The organism is Halobaculum gomorrense (assembly GCF_900129775.1).
GTDB classification, from domain to species: Archaea; Halobacteriota; Halobacteria; order Halobacteriales; family Haloferacaceae; genus Halobaculum; species Halobaculum gomorrense.
Genome location: NZ_FQWV01000001.1, coordinates 225456 through 246996 on the forward strand (window position 1 = coordinate 225456; position 21541 = coordinate 246996).

A 21541-nucleotide genomic window follows, 5' to 3' on the forward strand; every position below is an offset into this window, starting at 1 on the left:
TGTTTATGATGGGTGCGACCATAAGTTACCCGCCCGTGTCAGACGATCGTCGCGCCGCAGTACGCCGGAAACTCGCCGCATTCGGACGGCTCTGTGAGGTCGGAATCGGCCGCCGACACGGGGTGGCGGCGGCCCTCGCGAGCGACGGCCGCGCGGTCGCCGCGACCGACGTGATCGAGCGCGAGACGCCCCCGGGAGTCGCGTTCGTCCGCGACGATATCGTCGCCGCCGCAGACCGCGCGGCCGCCGGCCGAACCGCCCCACGCGATGACCCCGGCGAACCCGGGGCTCCCGGCGACCACTACCGCGTCGACTGCGTGTACGCGCTCAACGCCCCGCCCGAGCTACACCGCCCCCTCCTCCGCGTCGCCGACGCCGTCGACGCGGCCTGCTGTTTCACGACGCTCGGCGGCGACCCGCCTGCGGTCGACGCGACGCCGCTGGCGCTGTCGGGCGGCGATACGCTGTACGTCGCCCGCGACCCCGACGGCGTGCTCGTCGGGTGAGCCGGCTGTCGCCGCGTTCGCCGAGGAAGCCAGCCGTCACCGCGGCGGAGACGCCTCTCCGCCCGGAGTCGCAACGCCCATACGCGGGCCACCCCCTTCCGTCGGTATGCGAGTCGACGCGGTCGTGTTGGACGTGGACGGCGTGCTCGTCGACGTGGCCGACTCCTACCGTCGGGCGGTCGTCGAGAGCGTCGAGCGGCTGTACGGCGACACCCTCCCCCGCGAGGACCTCCAGCCGTTCAAGGACGCCGGCGGCTTCAACAACGACTGGGAGCTGAGCGACGCGGTCGCGCTGTACGTGCTCGCCCGCGATCGCGGGCTCGCCGCCGATATCGAGACGTTCACCGACGCGATCGCCGCGAACGGGACCGGTCTCTCTGGCGCCCGCGCGACGATCCGCGACGCCCTCGGCGACGACGCGGCAGAGACGATCGAGACCGAGTGGGACCCCGACGCGCTGCGCGAGACGTTCCAGGCGCTGTACCTCGGGGGCGAACTGTACCGCGACATCGAGGGCGGAGAGCCGCCGTTCGAGGCGCCCGGGTTCATCCACGACGAGCCGGTGATCCTGACCGAGTCCACCGCTGAGGCGCTGACAGAGCGTTACCCGGTGTGCGTCCTCACGGGCCGGCCCGCCGCGGAGGCGGACATCGCCCTCGACCGCGTCGGCCTCGACGTGGCCGACGACCGCCGGTTCACGATGGACGACTGGGAGGAGGGCAAGCCGCACCCCCGGGCGCTCGTGACGCTCGCCGAACGCACCGACGCCGACGCCGTCGCGTTCGTCGGCGACACCCTCGACGACGTGCGTACCGCCGTCAACGCCGACCGCGAGGACGACGCGACGACCTACTACGGGATCGGCGTTCTCACGGGCGGACTCACCGGCGACGACGGCCGCGCGAAGTACGCCGATGCCGGCGCCAGTGCCGTCGTCGAGAGCGTGAACGACCTGCCGGAGCTGCTGGAGTGACCACCCCGTGAGCGAGCGCGGCAGCGACGACGGACAGGGTGACCGCAGACGGGGTGAGGACGGACAGGGCGACGACTGGCGGACGCGGATCGTGCGGATTGTTCAGTTTCTCACTTTCGTGGCGATGCTCGACCTGTTGGCGCTGGCGCTTTCGACGCAGTTCGTCCCGCCGGACCGCCTGACACTGGCGCTCACGGTCGGGCCGATGCTGGTGGTGTCGCCGGTGCTGGCGTACTGGTTCGTGTACAAACGCGGCGGTGGCGTCCCGGCTCGCCGCTGAGTACCGGCCACCCCGCCGCCTCTGGCAGCCCTGTCCGGTCACGCAACGCTTACCGCGCGCGCGAACCCACGTTCGTCCATGCGAATCGCGCTACTCGGCGGCACCGGCGACATCGGCGAGGGGCTCGCCGTGCGCTGGGGCCGCGACACGGACCACGAACTGCTCGTCGGCTCCCGCGACCCGGAGAAGGCCCGCGCCGCGGCCGACGACTACGCCGAGACAGTCGCCGACGCCGGCGGCGACGCGACGGTCAAGGGCTTCGACAACGCGATGGCGGCCGACCGCGCCGACGTGGTCGTGCTCGCGGTGCCGCCGTACCACGTCTCGGACACGGTCGAGGCGGTCGAGGCGAGCCTCGACGCCGACGACGTGGTCGTCACACCCGCCGCGGGGATGAAACGCGAGGACGACGGCTTCCACTACCACCCGCCGAGCGCGGGCAGCGTGACCGCGCTCGTGCGGGAGGCGGTGCCCGACGAGGTGCCCGTCGTCGGCGCGTTCCACAACCTCGCGGCCGGCCGGCTCTCGGACCTCTCACAGGAACTGGGTATCGACACGCTCGTCCTCGCGGACGACGACGCGGCCGCCGACACCGTCTCGCGACTGGCCGAGGAGATCGCAGGGCTGCGCGCGCTGTCAGCGGGTGGGCTCTCGAACGCCGCCGAGGTGGAGTCGCTGACGCCGCTGCTCATCAACGTCGCGACGAACAACGACGACCTGCACGATCTGGGCGTCCGGTTCGACTGACCGCCGCGCGGATCGGGTCGGCCGTCGCCGCGAACCGGGTCGGCGGTTGAGTTACTCGCCGTCCGCGTCCGCGACCTTCACCACCTGCTTGCCGACGTTCTCGCCCTCGAACAGCCCGAGGAAGGCGTCGGGCGCGTTCTCTAGCCCCTCCGTGACGGTCTCGCGGTACTGGAGGTCGCCGGCGGTGACCAGCGCGGCGAGGTGCTCGGTCGCCTCACGGAAGCGCGGGGCGAAGTCGCGCACGAGCAGCCCCTCGACGCGGGCGCGCGTCTCGATGAGTTTGCCGAGCTTTCGCGGCCCGGTGGGGATCTCCTCGTCGTTGTAGAGGGCGATCTGCCCGCAGACCGCGACCCGCGCGTCGACGTTGAGCCGGCCCCAGACGGCGTCCGTGACGGGGCCGCCGACGTTGTCGTAGTACACGTCGACGCCGTCGGCTACCTCGTCGAGGCGGGCGCCCACGTCCTCCTCCTTGTAGTTGATCGCGGCGGTGAAGCCCAGGTCGTCGGTGAGCCACTCGCACTTCTCGTCGGAGCCGGCGACCCCGACGACGTTCGCGCCCTGGTGTTCGCCGAGCTGGCCGACGACCGAGCCGACCGCGCCGGCGGCGCCGGAGACGACCATCCAGTCGTCGGCCTTCGGCTCGGCGACCTCGCGGGTGCCGAAGTAGGCGGTGCGGCCGGGCATCCCGAGCACGCCGAGGGCGGTGGAGATGGGGAGACCGCCGGTGTCGACGGGGGTGAGGTCGGACCCGTTCGCGGTCGCGTACTCCGCCCACGGGAGCTCGCCGACGACGGTGTCGCCGGGCTCGAACCCGGCGCCGTTGGACTCGATGACCTCGCAGACGGCGCCGCCGCGGAGCGGGTCGCCCACGGCCCACGGCTGGGCGTACGACTCCCCGGCGCGCATCCGGTCGCGCATGTAGGGGTCGACCGAGAGGTACAGCACGCGCACGAGCGCCTCGCCGGGCGCGGGGTCGGGCCGCTCGACCGCCCGGAGGTCGAAGGTGTCCGTGCTCGGTACGCCCTCGGGTCGCGTCGCGAGGTGGAACTGCCGGTTGTCGGCCATGGGCCGTGTGACGGGTCGGTCGCGGGTAACCGTTCGGGAACGGGCGACGACGCGCCGGCGGTTTCCCAGACGGGTCGCCTACAGGTGGAACACGTACTCCACGGCGTCGTCGGCGTCGTGGACCCGCAGCGCCGACCCGTCGGCGGCGATCTCCACCGCGTCGACGCCGTCACGGGCGAACTCGTGGCGGGGCATCGACCCGGAGACCGTTCCCTCACGGGTCACCACGAACCGTGCGGTCCCGTCGTCGACGGCGATCTCGTCGGTGCTGTCGGTCGCCGTCGCGTCGAGATCGCGCACGCGCTCGCGGAGCGCGTCCCACTCCCCGATCGGGAAGCGGTCGAACGCGACCTCGTCGCCGGCGTCCGACGGTCGACCCTGCGCGCTTTGCGTCTTGGACTCGTGGCGTCCGTTCCGGTCGCTCACACCGGACGAGTCGGGCCCGCGGACGGGAAAGCTCGGCGACCGTCGACCGGGGGCTGACCGCGAGTCGACGACTCCCGTCGGTGATCGAGGGGTGCCCGTCGGCAGGGCGCTTATGCCGTCACGGGAGAGACGGACACGTATGACCGGACTCGCGCTCGACTCCACCCAACTGGACCGCTACTCGCGCCACATCATCCTCGACGAGGTCGGCCCAGCGGGCCAGCAGGCGCTGTTGGAGGGCTCGGCGCTCGTCGTCGGCGCCGGCGGGCTCGGCTCGCCCGTCATCCAGTACCTCGCGGCCGCGGGCGTCGGCCGTCTCGGCGTCGCCGACGACGACGAGGTGGAGCGGTCGAACCTCCAGCGGCAGATCGTCCACGCGGACGCCGACGTGGGGCGCCCGAAGGCCGAGTCGGCCGCCGAGTACGTCCGTCGGCTCAATCCCGATGTGGACGTGGAGCCCCACGAGACGTGGCTGGACGCCGGCAACGCCGAGGATCTGATCGGCGGCTACGACATCGTCGTCGACGCGTCGGACAACTTCGGCACCCGCTACCTCGTCAACGACGTGGCGCGCCTCACCGACACGCCGGTGGCGCACGGCTCCATCTACAAGTTCGAGGGGCAGGCGACGACGCTGCGTCCGGACGGTCCCTGCTACCGCTGCCTGTTCCCCGAAGCCCCGGAGCCGGGCGAGATCCCCGACTGCGCGAGCACTGGCGTGCTCGGCGTGCTCCCCGGCACCGTCGGCTGCATCCAGGCGACCGAGGCCGTGAAGCTCCTGTTGGAGGCGGGCGAGGTGCTCGACGGCCGACTCCTCTTTTACGACGCCATGGACATGACCTTCGAGACGGTGCCGTACCGCCGCAACCCCGAGTGCCCGGTGTGCGGCGACGAGGCCATCGACTCGATCGAGGGGATCGACTACGACCACGGCTGCAGCGTGACGGCCGACTGAGCGGGGCGTCACGATCGACTGAGCGGGCGACGGAACCGCACGGGAATCCGGGGCACGCGCCCACGCCCACGTCGCCGGCTTCGGTCCGCTTTTTGTCCCCGCTGTCGACGGCGAGCGTATGCACGATGCCGCAGCACACGCCGGGGCGGGGATGCGATGACCGTCGCCGACCTGCTCAACGGGATGCCGTTCGCCAAGCACCTCGGACTCGACGTGGTGGAGGCCGCCGACGGCCGAGCGGTCGTCGAACTCCCGATGCGCGAGCACCTCTCGTCGGTGCCGGGGCGGCAGATCGCCCACGGCGGCGTCACGTACGCGCTGGCGGACACGGCCGCGGGCGCGGCAGTCATCTCGCTGCACCACAAGCCGACGCCGACCGTCGACATGCGGATGGACTACCTCGCGCCGGCGACGACGGATCTGCGCGCAGAGGCGACTGTCGTGCGCGACGGCGGCAGCGTCGCCACCGCGGAGGTTACCATCGAGGATGTCGACGGCACGCACGTCGCCGACGCGCGGGGGACGTTCAAGACGGGCGGCGGCGGCGACGGCGGCGCCTGGGGTGTCACACCGGGCGACGGCTCGCTGAACGAGTGAGGCGTCTTTGCCGGCGCGTGGCCGGCGGTGCGTGTGGGTTCTTCCCGAAAGATAACGCTTTTCGGCCGTCCCTCGGAATCTCGAGGTATGTCCGACGAACTCAAGCGAGGACTGGAGGGCGTCCTCGTCGCCGAGTCCGACCTCAGCTTCATCGACGGTGACGAGGGTAAACTCGTCTACCGCGGGTACGCCATCGAGGACCTCGCCGAGCACGCCTCCTACGAGGAGACGCTGTATCTCCTGTGGAACGGGGAACTCCCGACCGCATCGGAGCTGTCCGCGTTCGAGGAGGCGATGAGCGCCGAGCGCGGGCTCGACGACGACACGCTTGAGACGGTCACGCGCCTCGCGGAGGCCGACGAGGAGCCGATGGCGGCGATGCGCACCGCGGCCTCGTCGCTGTCGGCGGCCGACCCCGACACAGACGCCGACCCGACCGACTCGGAGGCGAACGTCCGCAAGGCCCGGCGGATCACGGCGAAGCTGCCGACGGCGCTTGCGGCGTTCGCGCGCGTCCGCGACGGCGAGGACCCCGTCGAGCCGCGGGAAGATCTGGGACACGCCGAGAACTTCCTGTACATGCTCAACGGCGAGGTGCCCGACGAGGTCACCGCCGACGTGTTCGACCAGGCGCTCGTGCTCCACGCCGACCACGGGCTCAACGCCTCCACGTTCTCGGCGACGGTGACGGCATCGACGCTCGCGGACATGCACTCGGCGATCACCTCCGCCGTCGGCACCCTCTCGGGGAGCCTCCACGGCGGCGCCAACGCCGACGTGATGCGGATGCTTCAGGAGGTCGACGAGGCCGACGAGGACCCCGTGGAGTGGGTGAAGCGGGCGCTTGAGGAGGACCGCCGCGTCGCCGGCTTCGGCCATCGCGTGTACAACGTGAAGGACCCCCGCGCGAAGATCCTCGGCGACCGTTCGGAGGAACTCGGCGAGGCCGCCGGCGACCGGAAGTGGTACGAGATGAGCGTCGCCATCGAGGAGTACATGGCCGAGGAGAAGGGCCTCGCGCCCAACGTCGACTTCTACTCGGCGACGACGTACTACCAGATGGGGATCCCGATCGACATCTACACGCCCATCTTTGCCGTCTCGCGCGTCGGCGGCTGGGCCGCCCACGTGATGGAGCAGTTCGAGGACAACCGGCTGATCCGCCCGCGGGCCCGCTACGTCGGCGAGACGGACGCCGAGTGGGTGCCGATCGAGCAGCGGTAACGCGAACGGGGGACCGTCGGCCGCGAGCGAAGCGAGCGGGCGGCCGACGACCGAGCGGCGGGCGGCGCGGCCGCCCACAGCGAGGAGTGCTTTCGATCCGCGATTTGCCGAGCGAGTGACCGCAGGGAACGAGCGCAGCGCAAACCGTGGGTGTGTGACCGCCTGATCCGCCCGCGGGCCCGGTACGTCGGCGAGACGGACGCCGAGTGGGTGCCGATCGAGCAGCGGCAGGCCGAACTCGCACTCCACGGTCGATCGGGTTTCCTCGGCCGATCTGCCCGAGACGCGTGCTCGCACGCGTCCGAGCAACGGTTATCTCCTCTGCCGGTGTATCCCGTGTATGGACCTGAAGATCACCACCCCCCGAAGCGACGACTACAGCGAGTACGCCCGGAGGGTCCGCGGCGGGACCGCGGGCGTCCGAAGCCGGGCCGGCGAGCGCGGCGAACTCGTCCGCCACGAGGTCGGCGAGCGCATGTTCGACCTCGTGACGGAGTACTTCCCCGAGGAGTACCGCGAGCGCCGCCGCGCCGAACTGACCCGCGCGTTCGGGACCGGCCTCGCGGTCGGGTTCCTCGGGCGCGAGCTCGTCCGGTACGCGCGCCGGTAACCCCGACCGCAGCCATCGACGCTCCCGGCTCGATCCCGTTTTCCGCTCCGTGTCGACTCGCTACCTGTCCGAGCCGACGCTCCCGCGCTCGTCGAGCATGGCCGTCGCCCGGCCCACCCAGTCGGTCCGGACGAGCCCCCACGCCGTCACCGCGAGCATGAGGACGTAACAGGCGAACTGCCCGGCGTAGGCCGCCTCGATCCCCCAGCCGAGCAGTTCGTACAGCCCCCACGAGACGGCGACGTAGCCGCCGAACATCCCGACCACACGCGAGGCCAGCGGGACGCGCGTCTCGCCGGCGGCGTCGAGCGACGCCGACGCGACGACGTTCGTGATGCCGAGCACGCCCGACAGCCCCAGCACCGTGACGAACGGCGTCGCGGCCGCGGCGACGGCCGGTTCCGCCGCGAGCAGTCGCGCGATCGGCCCGGCGGCGAGGGCCACACCGCCCCCGAGGACGAGCGCGACCCCGCCGCCGAGGACGACCAGCGCGGTCGCGACCCGCGCGACGGGGAGTGCCGACTCCTCGCGTCCCTCGACCGCGGACGCCGGCGTTCCGTCGCCGGTCGCGCCGTCGGCACCGGCGTCGTCGCCGTCGCCCGCGCCCGCCGCGGCGCGCTCGCCGAGTCGCTGGCCGACGACGATGCTCGCGCCGCGGGCGACGCCGCCGCCGACGGGCGCGAGCACCTGCGTGTACACCCGCCACGCGAGCTGATACCCCGCGTTCGCGGCCGTCCCGAACTGGAGCACCAGCGTGTTGAACGGGAACACCGCGACGGCCGTGACGACGCCGGCGGCGCTCTGTGGCACGCCGATGCGGACGATCTGGCGCGCGATCGTCGGGTCGCGCGGTCGGACGAAGGTCACGGGGCCGCGCAGGTGCGTGTACCCGACGAGCACGAGCGAGCGGGCCGTCATCGCGACGAGCGAGGCCGCGCCGATGCCGACGATACCGAGCCGGGGCGCGCCGAGCAGCCCGAGTCCGAACACGAGCGACGCGGCGGCGTTGAACGCGGAGGCGGGGACCGACACGTACGTCGGCGTCCGGGTGTCGCCGGTGGCCTCCAGCGTCGCGCTCGCCACCGCCGCGAGCGCGCCCAGCGGCATCGGCACGGAGACGAGCGCGAGGTAGCGCGCCCCCTTTCGGGCGGACTCGGCGTCAGCGCCGACGAGCCGGAGCACCTCCGCGCCGAGGCCGACCCCGACGAGCGCGAACGGGAGCGTCACCAGCGCCGCGAGCAGGGCCGCCTGCGTGAACGCCTCGTTCCGGTTGGCGTCGGCGCCCGCGCCGGTGTCCTGACTGGTGAGCGTCGCGGCGGCGCCGACGACGCCGCCGCTGGCGCGAAACGGGAGCGACGCGAACAGGTCCGCGATGCCAAGCCCGACGACCGCCGCCGGCGACAGCGCCGCCGAGACGACCACGTCGGTCGTCCGCATGAGCTGGCCGACGCCGTTGCGGGCGGTCACGGGGACGCCGAGCCCGACCGCCCGCCGCCACGTCGGATACCACCCGGCGGGGAGGGCGCCGTCGAGCCGTTCGGCGAGGTGGGCGCGGAGGGACACGCCGAACGGCGGGACCCCGGCGGACTTGTAGCTGTCGGGTCTCCGTCACGTCGGCGCACGGTCGGCCGGAACCGGTTCGGGTGTTCGACCTCCCCGGAGGCCGCGACTCCCGGACGCTACGACCCCCCCACGTCGCCGCCCTCGCCGCTCCCGCGCTCGGCCATCAGCTCGGCCGCCCGCGACGCCCACCCGGTGTAGCGGAACCCCCAGACGACGATCGCGGTCATGCAGACGTACTGGAGGCCGACCCCGAGGTACGCGCCCCACGCGCCGAAGCCGAGCACCTCGCCGACGAGGTACGTCGTCCCGAGCAGGAACCCGAAGGTCCCGACGAGCCGTCCGACCAGCGGGACGCGCGTCTCGCTGGCTCCCTGCAGCGCCCCCGAGAGGACAGTAAAAGCGACGAGGAACGCGGCGGTCGCGCCGTACACGCGCGCGAACGCGACCGCGTGGGGGACGGTACCCGGGTCGTCGGTGAACACCGAGACGAACGCGGGCGCGCCGGCGACGAGCGCGAGGCCGATGACGCCGACGGTCGCCAGTCCCAGCCCGGTGACGGCGTAGCCGTCGTACCGGGCACCCGCGGCGTCGCCGTCGCCCAGCGACTGCCCGACGACGACGCTGGCGGCGACGTTGTAGCCGCGCGAGAGCGGGCCGGTCACCTGCTGGTACATCCGCCGGCCGATCTGGAAGCCGGCGTTGACCTCGGTGCCGAAGCCGAGCAGGAGGGCGTTGAACGGGAACTCCGCGATCGTCGCGGAGAACCCCTCAAGCACCCGCGGGGCGGAGACGCGCACGAGCTGTTTCGCGATGACTTCGTCGCGCGGGCGCACGAGGCTCGCGTCCGCCCACGAGGTCGCCATCGCCGCGAGCAGGAGCGTCGCCGTGAGCACGTTCGCGGCGGCCGTCGCGATCCCGACGCCGACGATGTCGAGCCGCGGCGCCCCCAACAGGCCGAGTCCGAGGACGACCGATCCGACGATGTTGAGCGCGTTCGCGAGCACGTTCACGTACATCGGCGTGCGCGTGTCGCCGGTGCCCTGCAGCGACCGGGCGGCGATGAGCGCGACGTGTCGCGCGGGCGCGGTCGCGAACACGATGGCGAGGTACGTTCCCCCCAGCGCGGCGGTGTTCGCGTTGGCGCCGAGGAGGGCGATGATCGGCTCGCCGAACGACACTCCGATGAACACGAACGGTATCCCCGCGAGGAGGCCCATCAGGACGGCCTGCGTCACCGCCTCGTCGCGGTTGGCGTCGGCGGCCGCGCCGGTGTCCTGACTGGAGAGCGCGATGGCGCCGCCGCCGAGGCCGAGTCCGATACGCAGGGGGAAGCGGGCGTACAGGTCCGCGAGGCCGATGGCGACGACCGCCGCCGGTGAGAACTGCGCGGTGACGATGATGTCGGTCGTCCGCATCGCCGTTCGGAACGTCTGCTCGGCCATCACGGGCCACGCGAGCGAGAACACGCGCCGCCAGACGCCGAGCAGACGCTCGCGGTTCATACCGGCCCCTCGAACGGCCGCAGTTTGGCGGTTCCGGAAGCGGCACGGCGTCGACGCGGGTCGCGACCGTCCCCGTGTATCTGCCGCCCCGAACTCCCCGCGCATCCGCCGCCCCAAACAGCCAAGCCCGCGGACGGGCTGTGGCCCCCATGGACGTGTTCGTGTACGGAACGCTGACGGAACCCGACCGGGTGCGAGAGGTGCTCGACTCGTTCGCGTTCGTCGGCGCTGCGACGCTCGACGGACTGCGCGTCGTCGAGGGGCGCTATCCGACGCTCGCGCCTCCGGTCGACGAGGGCGTCGCCGGCGACGATGCCGACACCGTCGACGCCCCCGGAACCGGCCGCACGGTCGACCTCGCCGCGGGCGTCGACGCGGCGGTCGGCGGCCGGCTCCTCCGGACCGACGAGGTGGCCGCGCTCGACGCCTACGAACGGGTGGACGACGGGCTGTACACGCGTGTCTCCGTTCCCCTGTTCGCCCCTGACGGCGAGCGCCGAGGGGACGCGGCAGTATACGTCGGCGACCCCGAACGGCTCGACGCGCCGGCGACGTGGCCGGGCGACGGTCCGTTCGCGGTCCGGGTCGACCGCGCGGTCGGCGAGCGAGAGATCGTGGTCCGCGAGCAGCCGCAAGGTTGAAGCGCGAGACGGGAAGCCGACAAGCGTCTGACGGCGGCACGAGGTGGCTGCTGTCTTGCGATTTCACTTTCACTCCGCGTGACTTACTTTTATATACTCGGGGGGCCTGTGTCCTGATGCACGTCACACACGTGCATTCCCCCTCTTTCCCCACTTCTGGCCCGCGAGCCGCGCGGATCGCGTCCGCGCCAGTCGGCTCGCGGCCCCGATCTCGGTTCGGTCGGCTGCGGTGACCACAACCGATACACCCGCGACCGGTGAAGCCGTGGTATGCTCACCTACGAGGACGTGCTCGCCGCCCGCGAGCACGTCGAACAGGTCGCCGTGCGGACGCCCGTGAACTACTCGCACAGCTTCTCGGAGCTGACGGGCGCGGAGGTCAACCTGAAGCTGGAGAACACCCAGCGCACCGGCGCGTTCAAGATCCGCGGCGCGATGAACCGCATCGCCGCCCTCTCCGACGAAGAGCACGAGCGGGGGGTCGTCACCGCGAGCGCCGGCAACCACGCGCAGGGGGTCGCGCTCGCGGCGACGCGGGCGGGCGTCGATTCGACCATCGTGATGCCGAAGTACGCGCCGGTCTCGAAGGTGGAGGCGACCAAGCGCTACGGCGGCGACGTCGTCCTGCACGGCATCGACTACGACGAGGCGCAGACGCACGCCCACGAGATCGAACGCGAGCAGGACAAGGTGTACGTCCACGCCTTTGAGGACGAGCGCGTGATGGCCGGCCAGGGGACGATCGGCCTCGAGATCGCAGAGCAGTGTCCCGAGGTGGACACGGTGGTCGTCCCCATCGGGGGCGGGGGGCTCGTCTCCGGGGTCGCGACGGCGCTGAAGGGCGCGCTCGACGACGTGCGCGTCGTCGGCGTGCAGGCCGCCGGCGCCGACTCGGCCGCCCGATCGGTGCGTGAGGGCCGCCGCGTCGAGTTGGGCGGCGTCGACACGGTCGCCGACGGCATCGCGGTGCGGGAGGTCGGCGAGCACACCTTCCCGTACATCCGCGAGCGCGTCGACGAGGTGGTGACCGTCGACGACGAGGCGATCGCCGAGGCGCTGACGCTCCTGCTCGAACGCTCGAAGACCGTCGTCGAGGGAGCGGGCGCGGTCGCGCTCGCGGCGGTGCTGGAGGAGACGTTCGAGTACGAGGAGGGCGAGGTGATCGTGCCCGCGCTGTGCGGCGGGAACATCGACATGAACACGCTGATCACGGTGATCCTCCGCGGGCTCGTCCGGATGGGTCGCTACCTCAAGGTCTCACTGGAGCTGAAAGACCGCCCCGGGGAACTGGAGCGCGTCGCCGGCATCATCGCCCGCGAGGACGCCAACGTGTACGCCTTGAGCCACGACCGCACGTCCCGAGACATCGCCGTCGACGCCGCGGATCTGGAGATCGAGTTGGAGACGCACGGCGACGAACACGCTGCTCGCGTCGTCGCCGCGTTGGAGGAAGCCGGATACGAGGTGGAGGTGCTGGCGTAGGGTCTCGTTACGCCGTCAACGCCGCCTGGAGGAGCGATCCGAGGCCGACGGCCCCTCGACCGACGAGGTAGCCGACGACGCCGACGGGCACGCCGATCAGCAGCGACAGTCCGCCGGCCTCGACGAGGGAGAGACGAACCGGCCCGCTCAGTTCGAACAGCGCGAGCGAGGCGTAGTAGCCCGCCGCCGGCGCTGTTGCCAGCGCGACCGACGCGAGGAGACCATCGTTGCGGACGGCGTTTGCGGCGCTTGCGAGCAGCATCGTGGCGAGCATCGGGAAATAAAACCGAACCGGGAGAGTCACCCACTCGAAGGCTCCAGCGGCCGCAAAGCCGCCGAACGACACCGCCCACAGCACTGCCGCACCAGCCGATGTCCGTCGACTCGCGGCCGCGTCGCGCCCGAGGAAGACACGGCGGGGATCTACCGTCACCTCGACCATAGCGGAGACGTGCGAACGATCGGACCTATGCCTTGTGGCACGGCGAATCCCTGTCGATTTATGAATCAGCCGACCGCACGCTCGCGTATGAAACGGGTCGTCTCCACCGACGAGGCGCCGGCGGCGGTCGGCGCGTACAGCCAGGCGACGACGAACGGCGACGTGCTGTTCACGGCGGGGCAGATCCCGCTCACGCCTGACGGCGAACTAAAGGACGACGCCCCGATCGCCGAGCAGACCGAGCTCGCGCTCGACAACCTCCTCGCGATCGTCGAGGAGGCGGGCGCGGACGCCTCGGACGTGCTGAAGACGACGGTGTTCCTCGCGGACATCGACGACTTCGAGGAGATGAACGAGACGTACGCCGGCTACTTCGAGGAGGAGCCGCCCGCGCGCTCGGCCGTGCAGGCGGGCGCGCTCCCGAAGGGCGTCGGCGTCGAGATCGAGGCGGTCGTCGACGTGTCGTAGGCCGGTGTCGCGCGAGCGGTCTGCGCTGCTGTGGGGCGCGATCGGCCTGTTGGTCGTGCTTGTCGGTGGGCAGGCGCTGGTGCTCGTCGGGCCGGGGCTCCCGTTCGGGTTCGCGGGGCTGTTCGCGCTCGCGGTGCTCGTGGGCGTCGTCGTCGCCGCGGCGTCGTACGGTCTGGAGCATCGACTGACGCGGAAGGGACAGGCTTAAAACTCACAGCGGGGTAGGATCGGTGCGAGCCAGGATGGCCGAGTGGTAAGGCGCACGCCTGGAAAGCGTGTTCCCCTATGGGATCCAGGGTTCAAATCCCTGTCCTGGCGGTTCTGACGCGATGACAACGTGAGGAGCGACGGGTGAGCGACGCGAACCCGGAGTCTCCGAACCGTCATCGCGTGAAGCTCGTACGCAGGGATTTGAACACAGAAGTCGCAGCGCCGAGCGGAGCGAGGCGACCGTCTTCAGGAGTTCAAATCCCTGTCCTGGCGTCGTTTTCGCGCGAGCAACACACGCGAGCACCGTGTAGCGTGTGCGAGCGACACCGCGAGCGCGAACGACTTGTGTGACTGGGATTTGAAGTAGACGAGTCGCAGCCCGCGCAGCGAACGGAGTGAGCGAGCAGGACCGTCTCGGCGTGATTCAAATCCCTGTCCTGGCGTACTTCTGACGGCGCCACACCGCGAGCGACGCGAGCCGTGGCTCCGTGAAGCTCGTACGCAGGGATTTGAACACAGAAGTCGCAGCGCCGAGCGACGGACGGTCGAGCGAAGCGAGACCCACGAGCGAGGCGACCGTCTTCAGGAGTTCAAATCCCTGTCCTGGCGTTTCTGACGGCGCCACACCGCGAGCGACGCGAGCCGCGGCGCCGTGACTCCTCGTCTCGGCTCGAACCCGCGGTCTTCGAGACGGCCGGTGCCGCGGGGGAGACCGCGAACGCCCCTCGCCCTCGTCCAGTCTCACCCGCTGCGACCGCACCGCGCCCACGGCCTCCCCAGCCGACTCGCTCGTCGCTCGCGGCGCTCGCGACTCGTTCGTCCCTCGCGCGCGTCCGGCCGCGACGGAGCGCGGCCGGCACGCGCCATCCGCAGCCCGTCGACCTCAGTCGTCCGCCGAGGGCGCCGAATCGGGCGCGTCTGCCAACAGCGACTCGGCGTACCCCTCAAGCATGGTCTCCACGTACTTCGCGACCACGTCCACCTCGACGTGCACGGGGTCGCCGACCGCCTTCTCCGAGAGCGTCGTCAGCTCGTACGTCGTCGGGATGATCGCCACGTCGAACTCGTCGTCGCGCTTCTCGGCGACGGTCAGGGAGACGCCGTCGAGCGCGACCGACCCCTTGTCGACGACGTAGCGGCCGAACCCCTCGGGAACGGAGAACGTGAAGCGCCAGTCCTCGCCGACCCGCTCGATCCCGGTGATCTCGGCGGTGGTGTCGACGTGCCCCTGCACGACGTGGCCGTCGAAGCGGCCGTCCGCGGCGAGCGCGCGCTCGATGTTGACCGCGTCGCCCTCGCGGAGGTCGCCGAGGTACGTCTTCGCGACCGTCTCGGCTGCGAGGAACACGGAGAACCACGAGCGGTCGTCGCCCGGCGCCGCGTCTTCCGCGTCCTCCGGGTTGCCCGCGTCGCGCTCGCCGAACTCCTCGACGGTGAGGCAGACGCCGCTGACGGCGATCGACTGGCCGTGATGGAGGTCGTCGAGCCCGTCGACGTCGACGCGCAGGCGGAGTCCCTCGGGCGTCTCTTCGCGCCCGATGACCTCGCCGGCGGTCTCCACGATTCCGGTGAACATGCCTCGATCGAGGCTCCCACAACTGGAAAGCGTTCCGAAGGCGTGACGAGCGGGCCGGCGTGTGTACTTATCTCCGACCGCCCGTGCCCGTCGGTATGGACGCCTTCACGCGACTGCGCTCCAGTTTCGTCGCCGGCCTGTTCCTCGTGCTTCCGCTGGCGGTGACGCTGCTCGTGCTCGACTTCGCGGTGCACCGGCTGACGGTCACGCTCGCGACGGTCGTGAGCGGGACGGGGCTCGCCGAGCTGGTGGGCAACGACGCGCTCGCGACAGGGCTGGCGGTCGGCACGCTCGCCGTCACCGTCACCCTGCTCGGGTTCGTCGCGTCCAACGAGGCCGGCCGGCGACTGTTCGGCGGCTTCGAGCGCGGCGTTCGCCTGCTGGCGATCGTCCGCGCCGTCTACTTCGGCGTGCGGCAAGTGAGCGAGTCGCTGTCGACACCCGGCGAGGGCTTCGACCGCGTCGTCGTCGCGGAGTTCCTCCGAGACGGCACGTGGGCGATCGGGTTCGTCACGAACCCCGCGCCGCGTGGGGTCCGCCGCGTCGCCGGCGAGGAACTCATGACGGTGTTCTTCCCGCACAGCCCGAATCCGACGGCCGGGAAACTCGCGATGATGTCGCCCGAAGACTACGAGGAGATCGACATGAGCGTTGCCCGCGGGCTGCGACTCCCCGTCACGACCGGGCTGTCCGTCGAAAACCCCGAGCTGCTTCCGACCGCCGTCGCGGCGGATGGGGAGTGGCCTCACAGCGAGGGGTAGCGAACGGCGACAGCGTTTCAACGACCCCCGGTGTACCCACTCGCGTGGCGCTCGGCATCCTCGAACAGGTCGGTCTCGCGGCGACGCTGATCTTCGCGCTCCCGGTCGCGGTCTACGGGATCCAGACCATCATCGACGGCGGCACGGTGTTCGGTGCGCTGGCGCTCGCAATCGCGGTCCTGATGGTCGTGTTACCTCGCCGCCTCACGAGCCCCGACGACGTGCCGGCGAAGGCGGCCGAAACGGCCGTCGGCGCCGTGGTGAACGGGTCAGACGGCACAGACGGCTCCGACGGCGACGGCGAGACGTAAGGTGAGTGGCGGCGGTCGACTACTCGCGGTCGCGGCGCTTCGGCACCAGCGAGAACGGGTACTCGCCGAGGAGCTCGAAGCTGTCGTCGGTGACGACGACCACGTCCTCCAGTCGGACGCCGCCCTCCTCGGGGTCGTACACCCCCGGCTCGATCGTGACCACGTTCCCGACTTCGAGTTCGTCGTCGCTCCCCAGCGACGGCCCCTCGTGGAGCGAGACGCCGACGCCGTGGCCCGTCGAGTGGGTGAACCCCACCTCGGGGGAGTCGACGCGGAAGCCGTGGGCGGCCAACTCCGCGGCGGCTTCCTCGTGGACGGTCGAGGCCGGGACGCCCGCGGCGACCTCGTCGAGGGCGGCCTTGCGGGCGCGCTCGACGGCGAGGTACGCCCGCCGCTCCCAGCCGCCGTCGGGGTCGACGGCGAACGTCCGCGTCACGTCGCCGTAGTAGCCGTCGGGCCCCCGCGGCGACACGTCGAGCAGCACCGTCTCGCCCGACCGGATCACGTCGGTGCCGGTGTAGTGGAGGTCGGCGGCGGTCGCGCCCGCGCCGATCACGGTGTTGCCGGCGTCGCGGACGCCGTGGGCCGCGAGCACCTCGTTCACCTGCCGGCGGAGCCGATCGGTCGAGAGCACGCCGCCGTTCCAGTGAACCGTCCCGGCGCCGGGGCGCTCGTCGGCCTCCGCCTCGGAGTCGACGGTCGACTCGGCGAGGATCGCCTCGGCACGGGCGACTCCCCGGATCGCCGCGCGCTGGACGCGCCGCAGGCGGTCGATCTCCGCGTCCGTCTTCGTCTCGCGGGCGCGGGCGACCGCGTCTGTCGAGGCGACCTCGTAGCCTGCGCGTTCGAGGAACACCGCCGCGTCGTGCGGGATCGATCGCGAGACGAGCACGGTGCCCGACTCCGCGCTGCGGGCGGCGAGCGCGGTCGCCGCGCGGACGCCCGCCTGGTCGCCCTGGCCGTCCACGCGGACCTCGTCGCCGGGGAACTCCCGGCGCGCCTGCTCGTCGAACAGCGCGGGCGCACACAGCGCGGTGTGGAGCGACCCGGCGTCGGTCTCGGCACCGTCGCCGTCGGCGACCGCCACGAACGCGTACTCGCGGTCCGGGCCGGAGAATCGGGTCAGCCACCGGAGGCCGTCGTCGAAGCGGTCGCCGACGGCGACGAAGCCGACCGCCTCGCGCGCGGCGAGTTCGGCCGCGATCGGCGCGTAGTCGGTGTCGAGCGCGTCGTCGTCCCTCGCTGGCGCGGGGCCGTCTCCCTGCGCGGGCATTTACGCTTCGACTTCGGGGTCGGGAGCCTCGACTTCCTCGACGATCTCGTCGACGATCGCCTGGGGGTCCTCCTCGCGGATCTCGTTGTGGAGCACGACCGAGATCGGCAGCGTCGGCGCGCCAGTGACGAGGTTCTGCATGAGGACGAGGCGCTCGCGGGCACGCGACATGCCGACGTAGAAGACGCGGCGCTCGTTGTCGGTGAGCACCGGCACCGGACTGGTGGACTTGGTGAACTCCTCGCCGTCGACGCCGGTCACGTCGAGGCCCTGCTGGTCGGCCTGGGCGGCCATCTGCTCGACGACCTTCTCGGTGAGGTCCGTGTTGACGAACACGTGGTCGGCCTCGCGGCCCTTCGCCGAGTGGATCGTGCCGAGGCGGACGCGGTCGGGCGCCTCGCCGGCGTAGTTGCCGGCGAAGTACGCCTTCACCGACTTCCGCTGGAAGCTGGTGATCTTGCGCGCCATGTCGGCGGCCGCGGGGCCGTCGGGCATGAACGGGACGTGCTCTTTCACGTCCTCGGGCGACAGCGGAACCTCCGCGAGGTCGTCTTCCTCGGCCGTCTCCTCGACCTCGTTGAGGAAGTCGTACAGTTCGTCGCGGTCGTTGCTGCCGAACGCCGAGTCTTGGAGGATGTCGGCGAGGCGGCGCGCCTGCAGCGCCGTCAGCGCCTCGCCCCTGTCGACGGCCTCGACCGCGCGGACGTAGTCGGTGAGGCGGTCGGTCCACATCCGCTGGTCGGTGAGACACGAGAAGGGGATCCCCTCGGAGATGAACTCGTCGATGAAGTCGAACATCTGATAGCGCGCGCGGAACAGCAGCATCACCGTCTCGTCATCGGTGCTCTGGACGGTGTGGCGGACGTTGCGCACCAGATCGAGCATTGACGGCGAGTCGACCGCCTCGACGACGCCGCCCTCCGTGCGCGGCTTGAGGTCCTTCTCCTGGCGCTTGTCGATGTGGCGGATCTCGGTGTTGACGACGGTGAGGATGTTCGACGGCAGCCGGTAGGAGTTCGGCAGCACCTCGTCGTTGTCGACTTCGGTGTCGAGCAGCAGCGCAGGGTCGGCGCCTTGCCAGGCGTACACGACCTGGTCGTCGTCGCCGGCGATGAGAGCCGTCTCCACGTGCGGCTTCCACTCCTGGTACACGTCGTACTGGAGCGTGGTAATGTCCTGGAACTCGTCGATGACGAGGTGGTCGACGGTGGGGACCAGCGAGCGCTGCTTCACGCGTTCGAGCATGTCGGCGAAGCCGACTAGCCCCTCTTCTCCCTTGTACGCGCGCCACGCGCGGATGGCCTCGGGCACGTCGAGACGGTCGTCGTCTGAGGGCCACGTCGGGGTGTACTTGTTCCCCTCCTGGGCGTTCGGGTCGATCTCGGGGGGCAGGCGGACTTCCTCCACGTCCCACTGGAAGGGTACGTCGTACCAGTCGGCCACGTCGCGCTTGGTGCGCTGGAGCCATTGGGAGGTGGCGATCACCTTGTTCCCGAGCGTCGTCGACCGCGCGGTGCGGCGGCCGCCACCGGAGTACTCGTCCTCGTACTCGACGCCGTAGTCGTCGCAGAACGCCTCCTTGTCATCCTCGCCGACCACGTCACCGCGCGAGAGGTTCAACAGCTCGTACGCCTTCGCGTGCATCGTCGCGACGTTCCCCTGCAGGTGCCGGGGGGTGGTGTCGAGGCGCTCGGCGAGTCGCTCGCGCACCTCCGCCGCCGCCGCGCGCGTGTACGAGACGACGAGGATGTCGCGCATGTCGGCACCCTCGTCGATGAGCCCCTCGACGCGGTCGAGGAGCGCTGTCGTCTTCCCGCTGCCCGGGCCACCGAACAGGCGGGTTACCGTCGGGTCGCTCATTACTGTGCCCTCTCGGCCGCGACTCATAAGCGCCGTGGCTCGCGCTCGCGAAGAGACGTGTCCGGTTGACAGAAGGTTCGTCTCGGCGCCTCTCGTGCCGCCCCCGCGGCGGTCAGCGGGGCGTCTCGGGTCGCCAGCCGCACACCGAGCACTCCACGGCGTCGCCGTCGTGAAGTCCGCCGCAGTCGGGACACTGCTTTTTGTTATAGGACTCCTCCCATTGGGCCGTCTCCACGTCGTGGCCGCGGCTGGTCAGGAACTCGTCGAACAGGTCGCCATCCGGGCTCGGTGCCGACGCCATACATGGTATGATATACCATGGTAGCACATATACCTTCTGGCGACTCTCTCAATCGTGAAATCGGCGGAAGGTGCTTGGATGGTCCCTCGATCCGGCGCGGATCGGTCGGACCACGATTTGGGTTGGCGGACCACGATTCGGGCTGGCGGACCGCATGACCGTCGGCCTCAGCGGTCGTACAGTTCGCCGAACTTCTCTTCTACGTACTCGAGGAAGTACTCGGCCGAAAGCGGTTCGCCGGTCGCCTCCTCGACCAGTTCGTCGGTCGGGTAGCGTCGGCCGTGGCGGTGGACGTGTTCGGTCATCCACTCCCACAGCGGCCCGAGGTCGCCCTCGTGGATCAGCGCGTCCACGCGGTCCTCGCCGAGGGCTTCCCGCATCGCGCGGTCCAACTGCGCCGCCAGCACCGAGCCGATAGTGTACCCCTGGAACGTCGCGAAGCGGCCGCTCCAGTGGATGTCCTGCAGGCAGCCCTCCGCGTCGGTGTCGGGCGTCACCCCGAGGTACTGGTCCATCTTCTCGTTCCAGACCGCGGGAACCTCCTCGACCGAGATATCGCCCTCGACGAGCGCGCGGTCGATCTCACACCGGAGGATGATGTGCAGGTGGTAGGTGAGTTCGTCCGCCTCGACGCGGATCAGGTTGTCCGGGTAGATCTGGTTCACCGCCTCGTACGCCTCGCGGGCGGTCGCGTCGGTGCCGAGGTGGTCGTTCGCCTCGCCGACGAACCCCTCCCAGAACGGCTCGGTGCGGGCGACGTGGTTCTCCCAGAAGCGGCTCTGGCTCTCGTGGACGCCCGACGACAGCGACGCCCCGAGCGGCTCGCCGAAGCGGTCGTCCGGGAGACCCAGCTCGTAGCTGGCGTGGCCGAACTCGTGGACGGTCGCGGTGAACGCGTCCATCGGGTCCTCAGGCTTGAACCGCGTCGTGATCCGCGCGTCGAACTGGTTGCCCGAGGTGAACGGGTGCGCGGACACGTCCAGCCTGCCGCGGTCCTCCGGGTAGTTCAGCAGGTCGAGGACAGCCCCCGAGAGCCCGCGCTGGGTGTCGTCGGCGGAGGGGCCGGCGGCGACGAACGGCGACGCGAGGTCGGCGTCGGACGCCTCGATCTCCTCGATCAGCGGGACGAGCCCCGCCTTCAGCTCCTCGAAGATCTCCTCCAGCCGCTCCAGCGGGAGGTACGGCTCGCCGTCCTCGTACATGACCTCGTAGGCCGGGCGGTCCGGCGCGATCGCCTCCGCGCGCTCGACCTGGAGGTCGCGCAGCGTCTCCAGCGCCGGTGCGAAGTGCGCGAAGTCGTCGTCGGCCTTCGCCTCCTTCCACACCTGCTGGCTGTGCGAGCGGTGCTCGGTGAGCTCCTCGACGAGCGACTCGGGAACCGAGCGGTTGCGCTCGTGGCGCCGTCGGATCTCGCGGACGTTCGCCGCGCGCTCGTCGCCGAGCCCCGCGTCTTCGGCGGCGTCGAGGGCGTCGGCCATCGCGTCGCTCGTCAGCTTCTCGTGGGTCGTCGCCGACAGCGCCGCGAGCTGCTTCCCGCGGGCGGCGGTGCCGCCCTCGGGCATCGTCACCTGCTGGTCCCAGTAGAGGACGCCGCTGCCGCTTTCGAGGTGCGAGATGCGCCGGTACTGCTCCATGAGGCCCCGATACGCCTCGGGGGCGTCGTCGGTGACCGTCGAGTCGAGGTCGGCCGTCGGAACTGCCATACGAGAGCCTGCATGGCTCGGGGTATCAAGCTCCGGATGGTTCGCCCGAATGGCCGCCTTTCGGC

General features: G+C 71.0%; 24 protein-coding genes and 1 tRNA gene. 15 read left to right on the forward strand and 10 right to left on the reverse strand.

The annotated features are described in order from the left end of the window. Window positions 1-35 precede the first annotated feature (35 nt). From BUE16_RS01080 to npdG, 4 genes are all read left to right on the forward strand, one after another. Complete coding sequence (locus BUE16_RS01080; protein ID WP_073306571.1) at window positions 36-506, forward strand: UPF0146 family protein; 471 nt, start codon at window positions 36-38, stop codon at window positions 504-506. 106 nt (window positions 507-612) lie between these two features. Beyond that, window positions 613-1479 carry a TIGR01548 family HAD-type hydrolase gene (locus tag BUE16_RS01085; protein WP_073306572.1) on the forward strand — a complete coding sequence of 289 codons (867 nt, stop codon included), beginning with the start codon at window positions 613-615 and terminating at the stop codon, window positions 1477-1479. Between the two features lie 7 nt (window positions 1480-1486). After that, window positions 1487-1759 carry a DUF7534 family protein gene (locus tag BUE16_RS01090; protein WP_073306573.1) on the forward strand — a complete coding sequence of 91 codons (273 nt, stop codon included), beginning with the start codon at window positions 1487-1489 and terminating at the stop codon, window positions 1757-1759. Window positions 1760-1837: 78 nt separating this feature from the next. Then, the gene (gene npdG, locus BUE16_RS01095) at window positions 1838-2506 is read left to right on the forward strand and encodes an NADPH-dependent F420 reductase (protein ID WP_073306574.1); all 669 of its coding nucleotides are present in this window, start codon (window positions 1838-1840) and stop codon (window positions 2504-2506) included. Between the two features lie 51 nt (window positions 2507-2557). Here the strand turns inward: npdG and BUE16_RS01100 are convergent, their stop codons facing one another. Further along, the gene (locus tag BUE16_RS01100) at window positions 2558-3571 is read right to left on the reverse strand and encodes an NADP-dependent oxidoreductase (protein ID WP_073306575.1); all 1014 of its coding nucleotides are present in this window, start codon (window positions 3569-3571) and stop codon (window positions 2558-2560) included. A gap of 78 nt (window positions 3572-3649) precedes the next feature. Then, entirely contained in the window at window positions 3650-3997 is a 348-nt protein-coding gene (locus BUE16_RS01105) for a hypothetical protein (protein ID WP_073306576.1), read from the reverse strand. Between the two features lie 139 nt (window positions 3998-4136). Here BUE16_RS01105 and ubaA point away from each other — a divergent pair, with 139 nt between their 5' ends. The 4 genes from ubaA to BUE16_RS01125 all read left to right on the forward strand — a co-directional run bounded on the left by ubaA (window position 4137) and on the right by BUE16_RS01125 (window position 7383). Then, complete coding sequence (gene ubaA, locus BUE16_RS01110; protein WP_073306577.1) at window positions 4137-4952, forward strand: SAMP-activating enzyme E1; 816 nt, start codon at window positions 4137-4139, stop codon at window positions 4950-4952. A 156-nt stretch (window positions 4953-5108) separates the two neighbouring features. Further along, window positions 5109-5549, forward strand: a complete 441-nt coding sequence (locus BUE16_RS01115; protein WP_073306578.1) for a PaaI family thioesterase — start codon at window positions 5109-5111, stop codon at window positions 5547-5549. Window positions 5550-5636: 87 nt separating this feature from the next. After that, window positions 5637-6773 carry a citrate synthase gene (gene citZ, locus BUE16_RS01120; RefSeq protein WP_073306579.1) on the forward strand — a complete coding sequence of 379 codons (1137 nt, stop codon included), beginning with the start codon at window positions 5637-5639 and terminating at the stop codon, window positions 6771-6773. A 340-nt stretch (window positions 6774-7113) separates the two neighbouring features. Beyond that, window positions 7114-7383, forward strand: coding sequence for a hypothetical protein (locus BUE16_RS01125; protein ID WP_073306580.1), 270 nt, complete (start codon window positions 7114-7116; stop codon window positions 7381-7383). Window positions 7384-7443: 60 nt separating this feature from the next. Here BUE16_RS01125 and BUE16_RS01130 read toward each other — a convergent pair whose 3' ends face one another. Together BUE16_RS01130 and BUE16_RS01135 are read right to left on the reverse strand one after the other, a co-directional pair. Next, entirely contained in the window at window positions 7444-8946 is a 1503-nt protein-coding gene (locus tag BUE16_RS01130) for an MATE family efflux transporter (RefSeq protein WP_079991438.1), read from the reverse strand. 116 nt (window positions 8947-9062) lie between these two features. Then, a complete protein-coding gene (locus BUE16_RS01135) occupies window positions 9063-10448 on the reverse strand; it encodes an MATE family efflux transporter (protein WP_073306581.1) in 1386 nt (461 codons plus the stop codon). A gap of 149 nt (window positions 10449-10597) precedes the next feature. Here BUE16_RS01135 and BUE16_RS01140 point away from each other — a divergent pair, with 149 nt between their 5' ends. Together BUE16_RS01140 and ilvA are read left to right on the forward strand one after the other, a co-directional pair. Continuing rightward, window positions 10598-11089, forward strand: coding sequence for a gamma-glutamylcyclotransferase family protein (locus BUE16_RS01140; protein WP_073306582.1), 492 nt, complete (start codon window positions 10598-10600; stop codon window positions 11087-11089). Window positions 11090-11359: 270 nt separating this feature from the next. Further along, window positions 11360-12571 (forward strand): threonine ammonia-lyase, encoded by a 1212-nt coding sequence (ilvA, locus tag BUE16_RS01145; protein ID WP_073306583.1) that lies wholly within the window; start codon window positions 11360-11362, stop codon window positions 12569-12571. A 7-nt stretch (window positions 12572-12578) separates the two neighbouring features. Here the strand turns inward: ilvA and BUE16_RS16180 are convergent, their stop codons facing one another. Beyond that, entirely contained in the window at window positions 12579-13013 is a 435-nt protein-coding gene (locus BUE16_RS16180; RefSeq protein ID WP_143165337.1) for a hypothetical protein, read from the reverse strand. An 87-nt stretch (window positions 13014-13100) separates the two neighbouring features. Here BUE16_RS16180 and BUE16_RS01155 point away from each other — a divergent pair, with 87 nt between their 5' ends. The 3 genes from BUE16_RS01155 (at window position 13101) to BUE16_RS01165 (ending at window position 13799) form a co-directional block, all read left to right on the forward strand. Further along, window positions 13101-13481 carry a Rid family detoxifying hydrolase gene (locus BUE16_RS01155; protein WP_073306585.1) on the forward strand — a complete coding sequence of 127 codons (381 nt, stop codon included), beginning with the start codon at window positions 13101-13103 and terminating at the stop codon, window positions 13479-13481. Window positions 13482-13485: 4 nt separating this feature from the next. After that, complete coding sequence (locus tag BUE16_RS01160) at window positions 13486-13689, forward strand: hypothetical protein (RefSeq protein WP_073306586.1); 204 nt, start codon at window positions 13486-13488, stop codon at window positions 13687-13689. A 28-nt stretch (window positions 13690-13717) separates the two neighbouring features. Continuing rightward, window positions 13718-13799, forward strand: a tRNA-Ser gene (locus BUE16_RS01165). A gap of 775 nt (window positions 13800-14574) precedes the next feature. Here BUE16_RS01165 and BUE16_RS01170 read toward each other — a convergent pair. Further along, window positions 14575-15267 (reverse strand): riboflavin synthase, encoded by a 693-nt coding sequence (locus BUE16_RS01170; RefSeq protein WP_073306587.1) that lies wholly within the window; start codon window positions 15265-15267, stop codon window positions 14575-14577. Window positions 15268-15362: 95 nt separating this feature from the next. On the opposite strand from BUE16_RS01170, the gene BUE16_RS01175 reads away from it, so the two are divergent. Together BUE16_RS01175 and BUE16_RS01180 are read left to right on the forward strand one after the other, a co-directional pair. Then, window positions 15363-16028 carry a DUF502 domain-containing protein gene (locus BUE16_RS01175; RefSeq protein WP_073306588.1) on the forward strand — a complete coding sequence of 222 codons (666 nt, stop codon included), beginning with the start codon at window positions 15363-15365 and terminating at the stop codon, window positions 16026-16028. 44 nt (window positions 16029-16072) lie between these two features. Then, the gene (locus BUE16_RS01180; RefSeq protein ID WP_073306589.1) at window positions 16073-16339 is read left to right on the forward strand and encodes a DUF7533 family protein; all 267 of its coding nucleotides are present in this window, start codon (window positions 16073-16075) and stop codon (window positions 16337-16339) included. A 19-nt stretch (window positions 16340-16358) separates the two neighbouring features. On the opposite strand, the gene BUE16_RS01185 is transcribed toward BUE16_RS01180, so the two are convergent. The 4 genes from BUE16_RS01185 to BUE16_RS01200 all read right to left on the reverse strand — a co-directional run bounded on the left by BUE16_RS01185 (window position 16359) and on the right by BUE16_RS01200 (window position 21476). Beyond that, window positions 16359-17612: a M24 family metallopeptidase gene (locus tag BUE16_RS01185; protein ID WP_073306590.1), complete on the reverse strand. Its 1254-nt coding sequence runs from the start codon at window positions 17610-17612 to the stop codon at window positions 16359-16361. Then, the gene (locus tag BUE16_RS01190) at window positions 17613-19472 is read right to left on the reverse strand and encodes a UvrD-helicase domain-containing protein (RefSeq protein WP_073306591.1); all 1860 of its coding nucleotides are present in this window, start codon (window positions 19470-19472) and stop codon (window positions 17613-17615) included. It abuts the gene before it with no gap. A 112-nt stretch (window positions 19473-19584) separates the two neighbouring features. Then, window positions 19585-19773, reverse strand: a complete 189-nt coding sequence (locus tag BUE16_RS01195) for an HVO_0416 family zinc finger protein (RefSeq protein WP_073306592.1) — start codon at window positions 19771-19773, stop codon at window positions 19585-19587. A gap of 167 nt (window positions 19774-19940) precedes the next feature. Continuing rightward, window positions 19941-21476, reverse strand: coding sequence for a carboxypeptidase M32 (locus BUE16_RS01200; RefSeq protein WP_073306593.1), 1536 nt, complete (start codon window positions 21474-21476; stop codon window positions 19941-19943). Window positions 21477-21541 lie beyond the last annotated feature (65 nt).

What these genes read in the sequence shown, in the direction of transcription:
- BUE16_RS01085 (WP_073306572.1), top strand. Translation starts at nt 613, where the DNA reads ATGCGAGTCGACGCGGTCGTGTTGGACGTGGACGGCGTGCTCGTCGAC.
- npdG (WP_073306574.1), top strand. Translation starts at nt 1,838, where the DNA reads ATGCGAATCGCGCTACTCGGCGGCACCGGCGACATCGGCGAGGGGCTC.
- BUE16_RS01100 (WP_073306575.1), bottom strand. Translation starts at nt 3,571, where the DNA reads ATGGCCGACAACCGGCAGTTCCACCTCGCGACGCGACCCGAGGGCGTA.
- ubaA (WP_073306577.1), top strand. Translation starts at nt 4,137, where the DNA reads ATGACCGGACTCGCGCTCGACTCCACCCAACTGGACCGCTACTCGCGC.
- BUE16_RS01115 (WP_073306578.1), top strand. Translation starts at nt 5,109, where the DNA reads ATGACCGTCGCCGACCTGCTCAACGGGATGCCGTTCGCCAAGCACCTC.
- citZ (WP_073306579.1), top strand. Translation starts at nt 5,637, where the DNA reads ATGTCCGACGAACTCAAGCGAGGACTGGAGGGCGTCCTCGTCGCCGAG.
- BUE16_RS01125 (WP_073306580.1), top strand. Translation starts at nt 7,114, where the DNA reads ATGGACCTGAAGATCACCACCCCCCGAAGCGACGACTACAGCGAGTAC.
- BUE16_RS01135 (WP_073306581.1), bottom strand. Translation starts at nt 10,448, where the DNA reads ATGAACCGCGAGCGTCTGCTCGGCGTCTGGCGGCGCGTGTTCTCGCTC.
- BUE16_RS01140 (WP_073306582.1), top strand. Translation starts at nt 10,598, where the DNA reads ATGGACGTGTTCGTGTACGGAACGCTGACGGAACCCGACCGGGTGCGA.
- ilvA (WP_073306583.1), top strand. Translation starts at nt 11,360, where the DNA reads ATGCTCACCTACGAGGACGTGCTCGCCGCCCGCGAGCACGTCGAACAG.
- BUE16_RS16180 (WP_143165337.1), bottom strand. Translation starts at nt 13,013, where the DNA reads ATGGTCGAGGTGACGGTAGATCCCCGCCGTGTCTTCCTCGGGCGCGAC.
- BUE16_RS01155 (WP_073306585.1), top strand. Translation starts at nt 13,101, where the DNA reads ATGAAACGGGTCGTCTCCACCGACGAGGCGCCGGCGGCGGTCGGCGCG.
- BUE16_RS01170 (WP_073306587.1), bottom strand. Translation starts at nt 15,267, where the DNA reads ATGTTCACCGGAATCGTGGAGACCGCCGGCGAGGTCATCGGGCGCGAA.
- BUE16_RS01175 (WP_073306588.1), top strand. Translation starts at nt 15,363, where the DNA reads ATGGACGCCTTCACGCGACTGCGCTCCAGTTTCGTCGCCGGCCTGTTC.
- BUE16_RS01185 (WP_073306590.1), bottom strand. Translation starts at nt 17,612, where the DNA reads ATGCCCGCGCAGGGAGACGGCCCCGCGCCAGCGAGGGACGACGACGCG.
- BUE16_RS01190 (WP_073306591.1), bottom strand. Translation starts at nt 19,472, where the DNA reads ATGAGCGACCCGACGGTAACCCGCCTGTTCGGTGGCCCGGGCAGCGGG.
- BUE16_RS01195 (WP_073306592.1), bottom strand. Translation starts at nt 19,773, where the DNA reads ATGGCGTCGGCACCGAGCCCGGATGGCGACCTGTTCGACGAGTTCCTG.
- BUE16_RS01200 (WP_073306593.1), bottom strand. Translation starts at nt 21,476, where the DNA reads ATGGCAGTTCCGACGGCCGACCTCGACTCGACGGTCACCGACGACGCC.